The organism is Streptomyces smaragdinus (assembly GCF_009604385.1).
GTDB classification, from domain to species: domain Bacteria; phylum Actinomycetota; class Actinomycetes; order Streptomycetales; family Streptomycetaceae; genus Streptomyces; species Streptomyces smaragdinus.
This window is the reverse complement of record NZ_WEGJ01000053.1, coordinates 17,340-34,027: the sequence shown is the minus strand read 5'-3', so window position 1 is coordinate 34,027 and position 16,688 is coordinate 17,340. Positions and strand designations below refer to the sequence as shown.

Genomic DNA, 16,688 nt, shown 5'->3' with positions numbered 1-16,688 from the left:
GGGTTTGGGGGGCGGGTCAGGGTGGGGTCGGGGTGGCTGAAGATCAGGCGGGCTTTCTTCGTGGCGAGGGAGGTGCGGGTGGGGCCTACCAGGCGTTCGAAGAGGGTGAGGGTGGAGGTGTGGATCTCGCGTGTCATGCCGGTGCCGATGACCAGGGAGTCCTCGTGGAGGGCGGGGGCTAGGCGGTGGAGTTGGTCTTCGAGGAGGGCGAGGGTTTTGGGGACGCGTACGAGGAGGACGTCGATGCGGGTGGGTGGGGGGTCCTGGGTGGTGCGGAGGTTGACCGTGGAGGGGTCGGGGGTGTTGCGGGTGAGGTTGGCGCGGGTGGCCAGGGTGGTGAGGTAGGAGTCGGTGATCGTTGTGGGGTGGTGGGCCGCGAGGGAGGTGGTGAGGGCTCCCCAGCGGTCGCCGAGGATCGTCAGCCGGGTCCCGGGGTCCAGTGGGGGGCGGGGGTGGTCGGCGGTGAGGTTCGGGGGGAGGTCGCCGGTGAGGTGGCGGAGGAGGTATTCGTCGGCGGCGTCCCAGGCGCGGAGGGGGTCGCGGGGGTCGGCGGGGTAGCGGGTGAGGTGGTGGGCGGCGGGGGGTGTGATGGGGTGGTTCATTGGGGTTCAGGTTAGCGGTCGGGGGTATGGCGCGGCCCCGGCCTGTGGTGCGGGGCCGGGGCTCGGGGGTATGTGGGGGCGGGTGTCAGTGGGGGGTGTCGTCCTCGCCGATGTGGTGGACGCGTACGAGGTTGGTGGAGCCGGGGATGCCGGGGGGTGAGCCGGCGGTGATGACGACGACGTCGCCCTTGCGGCAGCGGCCGATGCGCAGGAGTTGTTCGTCGACTTGGGCGACCATTTCGTCGGTGGTCTGGACCATGGGGCCGAGGAAGGTTTCGACGCCCCAGGTGAGGTTGAGCTGGGAGTGGGTGGCGGGGTCGGGGGTGAAGGCGAGGACGGGGATGGGTGAGCGGTAGCGGGCGAGGCGGCGGACGGTGTCGCCGGACTGGGTGAAGGCGACGAGGTATTTGGCGTGGAGGAAGTCGCCGATTTCGGCGGCGGCGCGGGCGACGGCTCCGCCTTGGGTGCGGGGTTTGCTGTTTTCGGTGAGGGTGGGGAGTCCTTTGGCGAGCATGTCTTCTTCGGCGGCTTCGACGATGCGGCTCATGGTTTTGACGGTTTGGACGGGGTATTTTCCGACGCTGGTTTCGCCGGAGAGCATGACGGCGTCGGCGCCGTCCATGACGGCGTTGGCGACGTCGGATGCTTCGGCGCGGGTGGGGCGTGATGCGTCGATCATGGAGTCGAGCATCTGGGTGGCGACGATGACGGGTTTGGCGTTGCGTTTGGTGAGTTTTACGGCTCTTTTCTGGACGATGGGGACTGTTTCGAGGGGCATTTCTACGCCGAGGTCGCCGCGGGCGACCATGAGTCCGTCGAAGGCGTCGACGATGCTGTCGAGGTTGTCGACTGCCTGGGGTTTTTCGATTTTGGCGATGACGGGGAGTCGGTGGCCTTCTTCGTCCATGATGCGGTGGACGTCGCGGATGTCGGCGCCGCTGCGGACGAAGGAGAGGGCGATGATGTCGGCGCCGGTGCGCAGGGCCCAGCGGAGGTCGTCCTGGTCTTTGTCGCTGAGGGCGGGGACGGAGACGGAGACTCCGGGGAGGTTGAGGCCTTTGTTGTCGGAGACCATGCCGCCTTCGATGACCATGGTGTGGACGCGGGGGCCGTCTACCTGGGTGACTTCGAGGGTGACGCGGCCGTCGTCGACGAGGATGCGTTCGCCGCGGGTGACGTCGGTGGCGAGGCCTTTGTAGGTGGTGCCGCAGGTGTTGCGGTCGCCTTCGATGTCGTCGACGGTGATGGTGAACTCGTCGCCGCGTTCGAGGAGTACGGGGCCTTCGCGGAAGGTGCCGAGGCGGATCTTGGGGCCTTGGAGGTCGGCGAGGATTCCGATGCTGCGTCCGGTTTCGTCTGCGGCTTTGCGTACATGTGCGTAGCGTTCCTCGTGGTCGGCGTAGGTGCCGTGGCTGAGGTTGAGGCGTGCTACGTCCATTCCGGCTTCGACCAGGGCTTTGATCTGGTCGTAGGAGTCGGTGGCGGGGCCCAGGGTGCAGACAATCTTTGCTCGGCGCATGTCTGTAGACCCTATGACTTACCCATGGGTAGAGAACTGTGGACGGTCTACTGCCCAACGACTTTTACGTGAAAGGGTATTGACAAACGGTAAAACGTGCGGGGGCGCGCTCTGATGAGCGTTTTCGGGGTGGGGTCATCGGGTCGCCGGTACGAGTGGGGCGGGGCGGGGTTGTTTGAGGCCGAATGTGGTGAACGCGGTGCGGCGTGGGAGTGGGTAGTGGTCGCGGCCGGTGAGGTGGTTGAGGATGCGGGCGCTGCGGTGGGCGGCGAGGCCGAGGTCGGGGGTGCCGACGCCGTGGGTGTGGCGTTCGGCGTTCTGGACGTAGATGTGGCCGGTGATCGCGGGGTCGAGTTCGAGGCGGTGGTGGGTGTCGATGTGGGGGCGGCCTGCGGTGTCGCGGCGGATGTGGGGGCGTAGGGCGTGGAGGAGGTGGTCGGGTGAGCGTTCGCGGTAGCCGGTGGCGAGGACGACGGCGTCGGTGGTGAGGCGGTCGTGGTGGTTCTGCTGGTGGTGTTCGAGGTGGAGTTCGATGCGGTTGTCGCTGGTGTGGTGGGCGGTGCGGACGGTGACGCCGGGGGTGATGACGGTGTCGGGCCAGGTGCCGGCGAGGGTGCGGCGGTAGAGCTCGTCGTGGATGGCGGCGAGGGTGTCGTGGTCGATGCCTTTGTAGAGCTGCCATTGGCGGGGGAAGAGGTCGTCGCGTGCGGGTTGGGGCAGGGCGTGGAAGTAGTGGGTGTAGTCGGGGGTGAAGTGTTCGAGGCCGAGTTTGCTGTATTCCATGGGGGCGAGGGCGGGGGTGCGGGCGAGCCAGTGGAGTTGTTCGGTGCCGGTGGGGCGGGCTCGCAGGAGGTCGAGGAAGACTTCGGCGCCTGATTGTCCGGAGCCGATGACGGTGATGTGGCTGTGGGTGAGGAGTTGTTCGCGGTTGCTGAGGTAGTCGGCGGCGTGGATGACGGGGAGGGTGGGGTTGGTGGTGAGGGGGCGGAGGGGTTCGGGGATGTGGGGTTCGGTGCCGATGCCGAGGACGAGGTTGCGTGAGGTGGTGCGGCCGAGGGCGTGGGCCCGGCCGTTTTCGTCGAGGTGGGTGTAGTCGGTTTCGAAGACGGCGTGTTCGTGGTTCCAGCGGATGGTGTCGGCCTGGTGGGCGTAGTGGAGGGTGGGGAGGTTGTCGCTGACCCAGCGGCAGTAGGCGTCGAATTCGGTGCGGTGGGTGTGGAGTCGTTCGGCGAAGTAGAAGGGGTAGAGGCGTTCGCGGGTGCGGAGGTAGTTGAGGAAGGTCCAGGGGCTGGTGGGGTCGGTGAGGGTGACGAGGTCGGCGAGGAAGGGGACTTGGAGGGTGGCGTGGTCCATGAGGAGGCCGGGGTGCCAGCTGAAGTGGGGGCGTTGGTCGTAGAAGGCGGTGGTGAGGTCTTGGATGCCGTGGGCGAGGGCGGCGAGGGAGAGGTTGAAGGGGCCGATGCCGATGCCGACGAGGTCGAGGGGTCGGCGGGGGGTGGGGGTCATCGGGTGGGGGTGCCTTCCGTGAGGGCGTCGGTGCGGGTGGCGGGGGCCCGTACGAGGTCCAGGAGGTCGTCGAGTGCGGCGGGGGTGATGTGCGGGTTGAGGAGGGTGGCTTTGAGCCAGAGGCGGCCGCCGGCGTGGGCGCGGCCGAGGACGGCGTGGCCGCGGGTGAGGAGGTCGCGGCGGAGGGTGGCGACGTGGGTGTCGGTGGTGTCGGTGGGGCGGAAGAGGACGGTGGTGAGGGTGGGGCGGGTGTAGAGGTCGAGGTGGGGGTCGTCGTCGATGAGGTCGGCGAGGTGGTGGGCGGCGGCGACGGTGGCTTCGATGAGTTCGGCGAGGCCGGCGCGGCCGAGGGCTTTGAGGGTGACGGCGATTTTGAAGGAGTCGGGGCGGCGGGTGGTGCGCAGGGAGCGGCCGATGAGGTCGGGGAGGCCGGCGTCGGTGTCGTCGGGGGTGTTGAGGTAGTCCGTGGGCCAGTTCAGGGGGGTGAGGTCGGTGTGGTCGCGGACGGCGAGGATGCCGGCGGCGGCGGGTTGCCAGCCGAGTTTGTGGAGGTCGAGGGCGACGGTGTGGGCGTGGTGGAGGCCGTCGACGAGGTGGGCGAGGCGGGGGGCGAGGCGCAGGAGTCCGGCGTAGGCGGCGTCGGTGTGGAGGCGGGCGCCGTGGGCCTGTGCGGTGTGGGCGAGTTGGGTGAGGGGGTCGATGGCGCCGGTGTCGGTGGTGCCGGCGGTGGCGACGACGAGGGTGGGGCCGTTGATGTGGGTGAGGGTGTCGTGGACGGCGGTGGGGTCGAGGGTGTCCTGGGGGGTGGGCAGGACGGTGGGGGGTCGTAGGCCGAGGAGCCAGGCGGCGCGGGCGACGCTGTGGTGGGTGTGGGCGCCGCAGACGATGCGCAGGGCGGGGCCGAGGTGTTCGCGGGCGAGGAGGAGGGCGAGGTGGTTGGCTTCGGTGGCGCCGGTGGTGAAGAGGGCGTCGGGGGTGGGGGCGTCGGGGTAGATCTCGGCGGCGAGGGTGTCGGCGACGAGGGTGTCGAGGGCGGTGGCGGCGGGGGCCTGGTCCCAGGAGTCGAGGGAGGGGTTGAGGGCGGCGGCGGCGAGTTCGGCGGCCGCGGCGAGGGCGAGGGGTGGGGTGTGGAGGTGGGCGGTGCAGTGGGGGTCGGCGGGGTCGGCGGCGCCTTCGGCGAGGGCGGTGGTGAGGGTGCGCAGGGCGGTGTGGGCGCCTTCGCCGCGGTAGGGGAGGACGTCGCCGGCGGCTTCGCGGAGGCGTTTGGTGACCTCGTCGGGGCCGCCGGCGGGGAGGGGTCCGGGGCGGCGGCGGGCGCCTTCGGCGAGGGCGTCGAGGGCGGTGTCGGTCAGGGGCCGCAGGGCACTGGGTCCTGCGGGGCCGCCTGCGAGCGCGGCGGCCCCGGGATCGTGTGCGGGCATGCGGCTCTCCATCCGGGTGGGGTCGGGGAGGGCCTACGGTACTTGTGGATCACCGCGGGGTACGTGTGTGTGCGCGGGAGTTCGCCCGTACGTGGGAAGCGGGGGTGTGGTCTGACTCGGTGGGTCGGACCGGCGTGGGGTCAGCGGGACTTGAGGCAGAGGATGTAGGACGAGCTGTCGCCCCGCGAGATATAGGTGTACGGGGATCCGGGTGCTTCTACGTCGCACCTGGCTTGGGCGTCGGGGCCGCCGAAGCGGCCGTCAACACGTGCTGCGACGGTGAATTCGGCGTCGGTGGATGTGCAGTCGACAACCTCGATGCTGTCGTTGTCCCCCAGGCTGACGCAGTCCCCGGCTTGGGTGGTGGAGGAGTCGCTGAGGAGGTTCATGACGGCGATGAGGGCGAAGAAGACCGCGGGAGCGAGGATGAACAGGGCGGCGGAACTCTTGAGGAGCGCCTTGCCGGGGTCGAGCTGCGGCGGAGGCATGGACATGAGGAATTTCCCCCTGGGAATCGGAAGGACCGCACGGTAGCGCAGGGCGCTGACATGGGTCTCACCAGGTCCTCGGTGGCCCGTCGCCCGTCCCCGCGCGGGGACGGGCGACGGGCGGGTCAGCTCTCGCCGCGTACGCGCAGGGCGCGGGCGAGGTCGTCGAGTTGGTCGGCGAGTTTGCGGCGCAGGGCCGGGATCAGGTCGTCGCCGGCGAGGGCTTCGTGGCCGAGGCGCAGGTTGTCGGGGGTGACCGCGGTGAGGGGGAAGGCGTGGCGGCCGGCGGCTTCGGCCATGGCGGGGCCGCGGCGGGTGCTCATGGTGGCGGCGTCGGTGTAGTAGCGCGGCACGTAGTCGCGTACGAGCTCGTCCTGGCCGGGCTGCCAGAAGCCCTGTGCGGTGGCGGTGAACAGGTAGTTCGACAGGTCGTCGCCTTCGAACATGGCTTCCCACGCGGCCTGTTTGGCTTCGGCGGCGGGCAGCGCGGCGTGGCAGCGGGCGGCGCCTTCGCGGCCGGTGGCGCTGGGGTCGGCGGCGAGTTCGGCGTCGATCTCGGCGGGGGTGGCGTCGCCGAGGACGGCGAGGCGCAGCAGGGCGCGCCAGCGCAGTTCGGGGTCGAGTGCGGGGCCGTCGGGGACGGTGCCGGTGGTGAGCCAGGCGCGGGGTTCGGCGGGGTCGGCGGCGGTGTCGAGGAGGGTGCGTACGGCGGTGAGGCGCAGTCCGGGGTCGGGGGTGGTGTCGGTGCGGGTGAGGAGGGTGCGGGCGAGGGTGTGGAGGGTGGCGAGGGCGGGGGCGCGGTCGGTGGGGGGCAGGTAGCGGTCGGTGATCTGCTGGCGGGCGAAGGCCAGGACGCCCTGGACGACGGCGAGGTCGCTCTCGGTGGGGAGGTGGGCGGCGGCGGCCTCGAGGTAGTCGCCGGGCGGGAGTTCGCCGTCGCGGACCATGTCGCGGGCGGCGTTCCAGACGACGGCGCGGGTGAGGGCGTCGGGGATGCGGCTCAGGGAGCGGCGGGCGGTGTCCCAGGAGGGGGCGTCGAGGCGGATTTTGGCGTAGGTGAGGTCGCCGTCGTTGAGGAGGAGCAGCGCGGGGCGGGGTCCGGAGTGGGTGTGGGGGGTGCCGGCGGGGCGGGGGATGTCCTCGGTGAAGCGTTCGCGTGCGGTGAGGCCGTCGGGGGTTTCGTCGTAGGCGGTGACCTGGATGTGGTGGGGGCGGGTGCCGTCGTGGCGGATGTGGAGGGTCCAGCCGTCGGGGGTTTCGGTGATCTCGGGGGTGAGGGTGTCGACGCCGGTGGTGCGCAGCCAGGCCTGGGCCCAGTCGGGGACGTCGCGGCCGGAGGCGCGGGCCATGGAGTCGATGAAGTCGGCGAGGGTGGCGTTGGCGAACTTGTGGCGGGCGATGTGGTCGTTGATGCCGGCGAGGAAGTCTTTTTCGCCGAGCCAGGCGACGAGCTGGCGCAGGGCGCTGGCGCCCTTGGCGTAGGAGATGCCGTCGAAGTTCAGGAGGGCGGCGGCGCCGTCGGGGACGTCGGAGGGGGCGACGGGGTGGGTGGAGGGGCGCTGGTCGGCGTCGTATCCCCAGCCCTTGCGGCCGATGGCGAAGTCGGTCCAGGTCTCGGTGAAGCGGGTGCATTCGGTGAGGGTCTGGTAGCCCATGTACTCGGCGAAGGACTCGTTGAGCCAGATGTCGTCCCACCAGGTGAGGGTGACGAGGTCGCCGAACCACATGTGGGCCATCTCGTGGGCGACGACCATGGCGCGGGTCTGGCGTTCGGTGTCGGTGACGGCGGAGCGGTAGACGAATTCGTCGCGGAAGGTGACGAGTCCGGGGTTTTCCATGGCGCCGGCGTTGAACTCGGGGACGAAGGCCTGGTCGTAGGAGTCGAACGGGTAGGGCTCGGTGAACTTCTCGTGGTAGCGGTCGAAGCAGGCGGTGGTGATGCCGAAGAGTTCGTCGGCGTCGCGGTCGAGGTGTTCGGCGAGGGAGCGGCGGCAGTGCAGGCCGAAGGGGAGTCCGGCGTGGTCGCGTACGACGGAGTGCCAGGGGCCGGCGGCGACGGCGACGAGGTAGGTGGAGATGACGGGGGTGGTGGCGAGGGTCCAGCGGCCGGGGGCGGTGGAGGTGGCGATGCCGTTGCCGAGGACGGTCCAGTCGTCGGGGGCGGTGACGGTGACGTCGAAGACGGCCTTGAGGTCGGGCTGGTCGAAGGCGGCGAACAGGCGCTGGACGTCGTCGAGGAAGAGCTGGGTGTAGAGGTACGTTTCGCCGTCGGCGGGGTCGGTGAAGCGGTGCATGCCCTCGCCGGTGTGCGAGTAGCGCATGTCGGTCTCGACGCGCAGTTCGTGCGGGCCCTGGGTAAGGGTGAGGGGGAGCCGGTTGTCGTCGAGGGCCGCCGGGTCGAGTTCGGTGCCGTCGAGGACGGCGCGGTGCAGGGCGGCGGGTTTGAGTTCGACGAAGGTGTCGGTGGCTTCGCGGGCGGTGAACCGGATCACGGTCGTCGAGCCGAAGGTGTCCTCGCCGCGGGTGAGGTCGAGGTCGACGTGGTAGCTCCGGACGTCGAGGAGACGGGCTCGGGTCTGCGCTTCGTCGCGCGTCAGTGCGGGCATGGGGACATGCTGCCTCATGCCCTGGTCCGGGTGCGGGGGCGGCCCGGGGCGGATGATCAGCCGCGGTGGTCGGCGGCGATCGTCTCGTGGTGGCGGATGACCTCGGCGACGATGAAGTTGAGGAATTTCTCCGCGAACGCCGGGTCCAGTTTCGCCTTCCCGGCGAGCTCGCGCAGGCGGGCGATCTGGCGGGCCTCGCGGGCGGGGTCGGCGGGCGGCAGGCGGTGGGCGGCCTTGAGGCGGCCGACCTGCTGGGTGGCCTTGAACCGTTCGGCGAGCATGTGGATCACCGCGGCGTCGATGTTGTCGATGCTGTCGCGCAGCCGGACCAGTTCGGCCCGTACGCCGTCGTCGTCGAGGCCGTCGAGGGCCGCCGGGGATTCGCTCACCGGATCACCGTAACAAAGCGGTGGGGCGTTGTCGGACCCTGCGGCTACGGTGGCTCGTATGGTGGACGGATCGGGTGTGAAGAGCGCGGGATCGCGGGCGGTGGCCGCCGCGTCGGTGACGGTGGTGCTGTGGGCGTCTGCGTTCGTGGCGATCCGTGACGCCGGGGAGCATTACGGGCCGGGGGCGCTGGCGCTGGGCCGGCTGCTGGCCGGGACGGTGGCGCTGGGGCTTTTGGTGCTGGTGCGGCGGGAGGGGCTGCCGCCGCGGGCGGCGTGGCCGGGGATAGCAGTGTCCGGGGTGCTGTGGTTCGGCGTGTACATGGTGGCGTTGAACTGGGGGGAGCAGAAGGTCGACGCGGGGACGGCGGCCCTGGTGGTGAACGTGGGGCCGATCCTGATCGCGCTGCTGGGCGGGTGGCTGCTGAAGGAGGGGTTCCCGCCGATGCTGCTCGCCGGGATGGGGGTGTCATTCGCGGGGGCGGCGGTCGTGGGGCTGTCGATGTCGGACGGCGGCGGGTCGTCGGTGCTGGGGGTGGTGCTGTGCCTGGTCGCAGCGGCGACGTACGCGGCGGGAGTGGTGGCGCAGAAGCCGGCGCTGCGGTACGCGTCGCCGTTGCAGGTGACGGCGTACGGGTGCGCGGCGGGGATGGTGCTGTGTCTGCCGTTCGCGGGGCAGCTGGTGTCCCAGGTGGGTGAGGCGCCGGTGTCGGCGACGCTGTACATGGTGTATCTGGGGCTGTTCCCCACGGCCCTGGCGTTCACGACGTGGGCGTACGCGCTGGCGCGGACGACGGCGGGGCGGATGGGGGCGACGACGTACGCGGTGCCGGCGCTGGTGGTGCTGATGTCGTGGCTGGTGCTGGACGAGATACCCGGCTGGCTGACGCTGGCCGGCGGGGTGCTGTGCCTGGCGGGGGTGGCGGTGTCGCGGCGCGGCGGGCGGCGGGAGCCGCGGGTGGTGGCGGGCTCGCCGGGTTCGGCGGAGCCGGCGACGTCCCGGTAGGTCTCCGGTCCGGTCGCGTGTCGTACCGGGGTACTACGGCCGGTCGCGGGTCCCGTCCGCGGGCTGACGTCCGGGGGGCGGGCGCTGCCTAGCGTCGTAGGCATGACGATTGAGGCCCGCGGGCTCACCAAACGGTACGGCGGGAAGACCGCCGTCGACGATCTGACGTTCACGGTCCGGCCGGGGACGGTCACCGGGTTCCTGGGGCCCAACGGGGCGGGGAAGTCCACGACGATGCGGCTGATCCTCGGCCTGGACGCCCCGACGTCCGGCACGGTCACCGTGGCGGGGCGGCCGTACGCCGCGCATCGGGCACCGCTCACCGAGGTGGGGGCGCTGCTGGAGGCGCGGTCGGTGCACCCGGGGCGCAGCGCGTACGGCCATCTGCTGGCGCTGGCGCACACCCATGGCATCGGGCGGTCGCGGGTGGCGGAGGTGATCGAGGCCGTCGGGCTGACGGAGGTGGCGCACCGGCGGGCGGGCGGGTTCTCGCTGGGGATGGGGCAGCGGCTGGGGATCGCGGCGGCGCTGCTGGGGGATCCGGCGACGGTGATCCTGGACGAGCCGGTCAACGGGCTGGATCCGGAGGGGGTGCTGTGGATCCGTACGCTGCTGAAGCGGCTGGCCGCCGAGGGGCGCACGGTGTTCGTGTCGTCGCATCTGATGGGCGAGATGGCGTTGACCGCCGAGCATCTGATCATCGTGGGGCGGGGGCGGCTGCTGGCGGACACGACCGTCGAGGAGTTCGTGCGCTCGGCCGGGCGGGACGAGGTGACGCTGCGGTCGCCGCAGGCCGGGCGGCTGCGGGAGCTGCTGGCGGGGCCGGGGGTGGAGATCAGCGGGGGCGGGCCCGGTGAGCTGACGGTGACGGGGACGGGGGCACCGGACATCGGGCTGACCGCGGCGACCCACGGGGTGCCGTTGTTCGAGCTGACGCCGCGGCGGGTGTCGCTGGAGGACGCGTTCATGGAGCTGACGCGGGAGTCCGTCGAGTACCACGCGCAGGGGGTGGCGGCGTGAGTGCGGTCGCCGTGCCGGCGGGGCACCGGATCACCCCGGGCGGGGTGCTGCGCTCGGAGTGGACGAAGCTGTGGTCGCTGCGTTCCACCTGGTGGACGCTGGGGTCCGTCGTCGTGCTGACGGTCGGGCTGGGACTGCTCATCGGGGCCACGTACCGGGATCACGACGGGGCGCCCGGCGACGCGGTGCTCGTCGCCCTGTTCGGGCTGCAGTTCGGGCAGTTGATGGTCGCGGTGCTGGGGGTGCTGGCCTCGGCCGGTGAGTGGTCGACGGGGATGGCGCGGGCCAGTTTCGCGGCGGTGCCGCGGCGGCTGCCGGTGCTGTGGGCGAAGGCGGCGGTGCTGGCGGGGGTGCTCTTCGGGGTGGGGCTGGTGACGGTGTGGGTGACGTTCCCCGCGGCGCAGCGGCTGCTGTCCGGTACGGAGATGCACGCCGCGCTCGGTGATCCGGGCGTCGTGCGGGGGCTGTTCGGGGCCGCGGTCATGCTGGCGCTGTCCGCCGTGCTGGGTCTGGGGCTGGGGGCGCTGCTGCGCAGCACTCCGGCGGCGATCGGCACGTTCGTGGGCGTCGTGATGATCCTGCCGCAGCTGGCGCGGCTCGTGTCGTACGACTGGGTCGAGACGGCGATGAAGTACACCCCGCTGAACGCCACCGACGCGATCATGTCCGCCACCGGCACCTCCCACGGCCCCACGCCGCTGGGCGCGCTGCTCACCCTGCTCGCCTGGGCGGGCGCGGCGCTGGCCGGGGCGGCGGTGCGGCTGGTGCGCGGCGACGTATGAGCGGTCCGTACGCCCTGACGCGGCGCCCCGCGGCGGGGCACCATGGGCGGATGACCCCTCCGGCGCAGTGGACGCCCGACGGCCCGCCGACCGCGACCCAGCGGCTGCACGCCGCCACGCAGCGGGTACGGGCGTTCGACGCCCGCCGCCCGCTGCTGTGGGACACGGTGCTGACCGCGTTGATCGCCCTCCCCGGCGTCCTGCAGGTCGCCGACGGCTCCCCGCCGCAGACCGGCCACAGCGCCGGCGGGGCACTGCTGGTGCCGCTGCCGGTGGTGTGGCTGGTGCTGGCGGGGCTGGTGGTGCCGCTGCTGTGGCGGCGGCAGTATCCGTTCACGGTGTATCTGGTGATCTCCGCGGCGCTCGTCGCCCACGATCTGGCCGGGCTGGCGAGCGCGTCGCTGATCGCCATCGGGGTGGCGCTGTACCACGTGGCGCTGCGGCTGCCGCTGGCCCGGCTCGGCGCGGCGTTCGGGATCATCGCGTTGGGGATGGGGATCCAGATCGGGGTGAACGACACGGACGACTTCTGGCGGGAGTACACCCCCGTCGTCGCGGTCGCCGGATGCATCGCGATGACGGGGGTCACCGCCCGTACCCGGCGGGAGTACGTGGCCTCGCTGGTGGAGTGCGCCGAGCGGCTCGAGGTCGAACGCGATCAGCGCGAGCGGCTCGCGGCGGCCGCCGAACGGGCCCGGATCGCCCGGGAGATGCACGACATCATCGCCCACAACCTCTCCGTGATCGTCGGCCTCGCCGACGGCGGCGCGTACGCGGCGGCGCGCGCCCCCGAGCGTCCGGCGCAGGCGCTGCGGGCGATCTCCGCCACCGGGCGGGAGGCGCTCGGCGAGCTGCGGCGGCTGCTGGGCGTCCTGCGCGAGCCCGCGCCGGCGCTCGAGCTGGCGCCGCAGCCGGGGCTCGCCGAGCTCGAGCCGCTGCTCGACCGGGTCCGTGCGGCGGGGCTCCCGGTGGTGTTCACGGTCCGGGGGTCGCCGGGCGGGCTGTCGCGGGGGCGGCAGCTCACCGTGTACCGGGTGGTGCAGGAGGCGCTCACCAATACGCTCAAGCACGCCGGGCCGGGTGCGCGGGCGGAGGTGTCGCTGGCGGTCACCGACGGCCTGGTGCTGGTGGGGGTCGCCGATCGCGGGGGCGGGCGTTCGTCCGCGGGCGCGGTCGGCGGGGACGGGCAGGGGATCCACGGGATGCGGGAGCGCGTCGCGTTGTACGGGGGGACGCTGTCGGCCGGGGTGTCGCCGGAGGGCGGGTGGCGGGTGCGGGCGCAGTGGCCGGCGGCGGGGGCGGACGGGTTGGCGGAGGTGCGGGTATGACGTCGGTGCTGATCGTGGACGATCACGCGATGCAGCGGTTCGGGTTCCGGATGCTGCTCGAGTCGCAGGACGACATGACGGTCGCCGGGGAGGCGGGCAGCGGTTCCGAGGCCGTGCGGCTGGCCGCTTCCGTACGGCCGGACGTGGTGCTGATGGATGTGCGGATGCCGGGGCTGGACGGGATCGAGGCGACGCGGCGGATCGCCGCCGCGGGGGCGCGGACGCGGGTGCTGATTCTGACGACGTTCGATCTCGACGAGTACGCGTTCGCCGGGCTGCGGGCGGGGGCGAGCGGGTTTCTCGTGAAGGACGCGCTTCCGGAGGAGTTGCTGTCCGGGATCCGGGCGGTGGCGTCCGGGGAGGCGGTGGTGGCCCCGGCGCTCACGCGGCGGCTGATCTCGCGGTACGTCCATCTGCTTCCCGTCTCCCCCGTGGCCGGGGGCGGGCCGGATCCCCGGCTGGCCTCGCTCACGGAGCGGGAGCGGGAGGTGCTGGGGGCTGTCGCGGAGGGGCTCACCAACGGGGAGATCGCCGGGCGGCTGCGGCTGGCGGAGTCCACGGTGAAGACGCATGTGGGGAGGATTCTGGCGAAGGTGGGGGCGCGGGATCGGGTGCAGGCGGTGATCTTCGCGTACGACACCCGGCTCGTGCGGCCCGCGTAGCACCGCCCTGGGGCTCCGCCCCAGACCCCGCATCGGCGCTGCGCGCCTCTGGCCTCAAACGCCGGCCGGGCTGGAAGGGGGTGCTTTGCGCTCCATGCCGTCGGCCGAGAGCGGGAAGCAACCCCTCTCGGCCCGTCCCGGCGTTCGAAACGAAAAGCCCCGCAGCCCCGACTCTGGTTCCACAGGACAACGGCGTGAAGAAGCCCCTTCCAGCCCGTCCGGCGTTTGAGGACAAGGCGCGAAGCGCCGGTACGGCCGGCTGGCGGCCGAAAGCGCAAAGCCCCTCTCCAGCCCGGCCGGCGTCTGAGGCCAGAGGCGCGCAGCGCCGATTCGGGGGCCGAGGCCCCGGGAGTGGGGCCGCCCCCCGGCGCGGGTTCGGCCGGGGGGCGGGGTGGAGGGGCCACCCGTGGGGAGGGACGGGCGGCCCCGGGCGTCAGTGGAGCGGAGGCGACGCCAGCGTGGCCAGTTCCAGGGCCTGTTCCGGGAACCAGTGGCCGGCGACCGGGTCGATCATGCCGCGCTCCGGGTCCTCCGGACCCGCCGTGCCGCGGAAGCAGGAGCCGTCCGACTCACCCGGGATCTTGATCCAGAGCTTCGCGTCCTGCAGCGCGGACCCCGTACGGGTCGTCGGCCGGTCCCCCAGCCCCCGCCCGGGCGGGTTGCACCAGTCCTCGGCGTTCGTGTACTTCCCCGCCGGCGGCGTCCACGGCCCCAGGCCGTTGCGGCTGGTGTCCGTGACGAAGTGCGCCATGTCCGCGGGCGAAGCCGTGACGTTCGCGGAGATCCACGCCCGCGCGTCCTCCCGCGGCCACCACTGGTTCGGGCACGCCGCCGTGTCGCCGCCCGCCGAGGCGAACGCGATGCACGACGAGATCAGCGTCCCGTACCAGTTCGAGGCGTCCTCCGTCTGGTAGTTGGAGGCGTTGGTGAAGAAGCCCGTGGCCCGCTGAACTCCCCCGCGGATCAGCCGGGGCGCGATGCTGTTCACGCTGTGCCAGTTGGGGTGGCCGGTGTCCAGATAGACCCGGGTCCCCCGCAGCGGCTCGAGGGCGTCGACGGCGTAGTTGATCTCCGCGAACCGGGCCGCCGTCAGCGTCTGTTCCGCGTCGTCCTGACCGCAGTCCGACGGTACGAGGGCCAGCGAGTCGGGCTCGAGGATCACCATCGCCGGCCGCGTGCCGATCCCGGCGGCGATCGCGTCCACCCACTCCTGGTACTCGGCGGTGTTGGAGGCGCCGCCGCCCGAGTAGTTGGCGCAGTCCCGGCCGGGCACGTTGTACAGGGCGAGCACCGGCACGGCGTGCTCGCGCGCGGCGTCCTTCGTGGTCTTCGCGACCCCCTTGCGTACCTCCGCCGGCGTCTGGGTCCCGAACCAGACGGCCTGCGGCGTACGGATCATCGCGGAGATCTTGTGCGCGTCCGCGTAGCGGCCGTCCCGCAGGAGGCCGGCTATCTGCGTGTACGCGTCGGGGTTGGCGGGCGGGGTGTAGAGCCGGTCGCCGCCGTGGGCGACGGCGGTGGGCGCGGAGGGTACGGCCAAGAGCACGCCGAGCGCGGCGGCGGCCACGAGCGCGCGTATTCGTGATCTCATGGGAGCGCTCCCAAACGTAGACGACGGGGAAGGCACGCGGAGCGAAGTGCGGTGCGCAGAGCTTTGCGCGGGCGCCGTCACGCGTCAAGAGGGTGAACACAAACCCACGTTGGGAAGATACGGCCCCGCCCCCGGCCACCGCTCCGGAAAAACGGCGCTCACCAGCGTCGATGTGCCCCCGGCCGTATCCACCGAGGGTGTGACCGGGATGCGGACAGTGAACCCGCGGGGCCCTGGGACAGGCCTCGCGGGTTCAGGGTTCGGGCCGGGGTCAGTCGCCGGACGCCAGCCGCGCCGGGAAGCCCCCGGTGGCCACCGGACCCCACCGCTGCGGCGTGACGCGGATCAGGGACTTGCCCTGCTTCAGCATCGCCGCCCGGTACTCGTCCCAGTCCGGGTGCTCCCCCGAGATGTTCCGGAAGTACTCCACGAACGGCTCCACGTCGTCGACCGCGTCCACGACGTCCGCGACACCGTCGACCTGCACCCACGGCCCGTCCCAGTCGTCGGACAGCACCAGCACGCTCACCCGCGGGTCACGCCGCGCGTTACGCGTCTTGGCGCGCTCCGGATAAGTCGACATGACGATCCGCCCGGAGTCGTCGACCCCGCAGGTGAGCGGCGACGACTGCGGCGAGCCGTCGGCGCGGCGGGTGAGCAGGATGCCGCGATGGCGCGGGCGGACGAAGTCCAGCAGCTCGGCGAGGGCGACCCGGGTGTTGGTGGCGATATTGGGGCTCATGTGTACGACCCTACGCGCCGCGCGGGCCGCCCCCGGGACCACGGCTGCGCGCCGCCGTACAGTGAAGGGACGGGGAGTCGCATCCAGGGGGTTGGCCGTGGCCGGGGACCAGGAGATCGTGCACGGCTTCCCGCATCTGGACACCGTCCACCGGGCGCTGACCGCGCTCTACCGGCGGCTGGAGCCCGACACCCTGCACCGCGACTTCCCCACCAGCGTGGTCCCGGCGGACGTGGCGTTCGCGGACACCGACGACCTCCACCTCGGCGTGCAGCGCGTCGCCCGCGTCATGGTGCAGCACCTGAATCTGCCCGACGCCCGGATGATCGTGAGCTTCCGCGACATGACCCACGCGGGCAACGTGGAGCTGGCCGCCGGCCCCGAGTACTTCATCGAGCTGAACAACCGCTTCCGCGACCACCGCCGCGACATCGGCGCCGCCCTGGCGCACGAGGTGACGCACGTCTTCCTGCACCGGCTGGGCCTGTCCTTCGACGGCACCCGGGACAACGAGATCCTGACCGACACCGTCACCGCGTATCTGGGCGCCGGCTGGCTGCTGCTGGACGCGTACCGCGAGAGCCAGGGCACCCGGCAGAAGCTGGGCTATCTGACGCCCGAGGAGTACGGCTACGTGATCGCCAAGCGGGCGATCGCGTTCGGGGAGAGCCCGGAGACGTGGTTCACCAGCGCGCAGGCCTACACCGCGTACACCCGCGGCCTCGCCCGCGCCCGCGAGGACGAGCGCCGTCCGCCGCTGCGGGCCGGCGGGCGGCTGGGGCGGCTGCGGTACGCGCGGGACCGGCGTCAGGCGCAGGAGCTGTTCGCCCGGGCGCCGGGCACGGTGCTGACGACGACGGCGGCGCCGGACGCCGGCTACGCCTTCGAGGGGCGTTCGCCGCTGCGCGTATCCTTCCCGTGCCCGGTGTGCCACCAGCGCATCCGGGTGCCGGTGCGGGGGCGGGTCCGCGCCCGGTGCACCCTGTGCCGCACGGTGCTGGACTGCGACACCTGACGCCGCGGAGACGA

Annotated in this window: 14 protein-coding genes and 1 pseudogene; 6 read left to right on the top strand and 9 right to left on the bottom strand. The window is 72.2% G+C overall.

Annotated features, from left to right (window positions below):
* The 7 genes and pseudogenes from SRB5_RS32950 to SRB5_RS32920 all read right to left on the bottom strand — a co-directional run.
* Positions 1-602 (bottom strand): annotated as a pseudogene (locus SRB5_RS32950) (methyltransferase); the annotation flags it as partial.
* Positions 603-687: 85 nt separating this feature from the next.
* On the bottom strand, positions 688-2,121 hold the full coding sequence (gene pyk, locus SRB5_RS32945) for a pyruvate kinase (RefSeq protein WP_153457157.1): 1,434 nt from the start codon (positions 2,119-2,121) through the stop codon (positions 688-690).
* Between the two features lie 135 nt (positions 2,122-2,256).
* Positions 2,257-3,627: a lysine N(6)-hydroxylase/L-ornithine N(5)-oxygenase family protein gene (locus SRB5_RS32940; RefSeq protein ID WP_153457156.1), complete on the bottom strand. Its 1,371-nt coding sequence runs from the start codon at positions 3,625-3,627 to the stop codon at positions 2,257-2,259.
* On the bottom strand, positions 3,624-5,048 hold the full coding sequence (locus SRB5_RS32935; RefSeq protein ID WP_153457155.1) for a pyridoxal phosphate-dependent decarboxylase family protein: 1,425 nt from the start codon (positions 5,046-5,048) through the stop codon (positions 3,624-3,626). Before SRB5_RS32935 ends, SRB5_RS32940 begins: the two co-directional genes overlap by 4 nt.
* Positions 5,049-5,188: 140 nt before the next feature.
* Complete coding sequence (locus tag SRB5_RS32930) at positions 5,189-5,542, bottom strand: LppU/SCO3897 family protein (RefSeq protein WP_153457154.1); 354 nt, start codon at positions 5,540-5,542, stop codon at positions 5,189-5,191.
* Between the two features lie 119 nt (positions 5,543-5,661).
* Positions 5,662-8,142: an aminopeptidase N gene (gene pepN, locus SRB5_RS32925; RefSeq protein ID WP_153457153.1), complete on the bottom strand. Its 2,481-nt coding sequence runs from the start codon at positions 8,140-8,142 to the stop codon at positions 5,662-5,664.
* 56 nt (positions 8,143-8,198) lie between these two features.
* Positions 8,199-8,531 carry a chorismate mutase gene (locus SRB5_RS32920; protein ID WP_323378883.1) on the bottom strand — a complete coding sequence of 111 codons (333 nt, stop codon included), beginning with the start codon at positions 8,529-8,531 and terminating at the stop codon, positions 8,199-8,201.
* 58 nt (positions 8,532-8,589) lie between these two features.
* Here SRB5_RS32920 and SRB5_RS32915 point away from each other — a divergent pair, with 58 nt between their 5' ends.
* The 5 genes from SRB5_RS32915 to SRB5_RS32895 all read left to right on the top strand — a co-directional run bounded on the left by SRB5_RS32915 (position 8,590) and on the right by SRB5_RS32895 (position 13,326).
* Positions 8,590-9,534, top strand: a complete 945-nt coding sequence (locus SRB5_RS32915) for a DMT family transporter (RefSeq protein WP_153457152.1) — start codon at positions 8,590-8,592, stop codon at positions 9,532-9,534.
* A gap of 102 nt (positions 9,535-9,636) precedes the next feature.
* Complete coding sequence (locus tag SRB5_RS32910) at positions 9,637-10,554, top strand: ABC transporter ATP-binding protein (protein WP_153457151.1); 918 nt, start codon at positions 9,637-9,639, stop codon at positions 10,552-10,554.
* Entirely contained in the window at positions 10,551-11,336 is a 786-nt protein-coding gene (locus SRB5_RS32905) for an ABC transporter permease (RefSeq protein WP_323378881.1), read from the top strand. The genes SRB5_RS32910 and SRB5_RS32905 overlap by 4 nt, the downstream gene beginning before the upstream one ends.
* Positions 11,337-11,386: 50 nt before the next feature.
* Positions 11,387-12,664 carry a sensor histidine kinase gene (locus SRB5_RS32900; RefSeq protein ID WP_153457150.1) on the top strand — a complete coding sequence of 426 codons (1,278 nt, stop codon included), beginning with the start codon at positions 11,387-11,389 and terminating at the stop codon, positions 12,662-12,664.
* Complete coding sequence (locus SRB5_RS32895) at positions 12,661-13,326, top strand: response regulator (protein WP_153457149.1); 666 nt, start codon at positions 12,661-12,663, stop codon at positions 13,324-13,326. Before SRB5_RS32900 ends, SRB5_RS32895 begins: the two co-directional genes overlap by 4 nt.
* A 433-nt stretch (positions 13,327-13,759) precedes the next feature.
* Here SRB5_RS32895 and SRB5_RS32890 read toward each other — a convergent pair whose 3' ends face one another.
* Together SRB5_RS32890 and SRB5_RS32885 are read right to left on the bottom strand one after the other, a co-directional pair.
* Entirely contained in the window at positions 13,760-14,917 is a 1,158-nt protein-coding gene (locus tag SRB5_RS32890; protein WP_153457148.1) for a glycoside hydrolase family 6 protein, read from the bottom strand.
* A 271-nt stretch (positions 14,918-15,188) separates the two neighbouring features.
* A complete protein-coding gene (locus tag SRB5_RS32885) occupies positions 15,189-15,659 on the bottom strand; it encodes a PPOX class F420-dependent oxidoreductase (protein ID WP_153457147.1) in 471 nt (156 codons plus the stop codon).
* A 97-nt stretch (positions 15,660-15,756) separates the two neighbouring features.
* Between SRB5_RS32885 and SRB5_RS32880 the strand changes: the two genes are divergently transcribed.
* The gene (locus SRB5_RS32880) at positions 15,757-16,674 is read left to right on the top strand and encodes a hypothetical protein (protein ID WP_323378880.1); all 918 of its coding nucleotides are present in this window, start codon (positions 15,757-15,759) and stop codon (positions 16,672-16,674) included.
* Positions 16,675-16,688 lie beyond the last annotated feature (14 nt).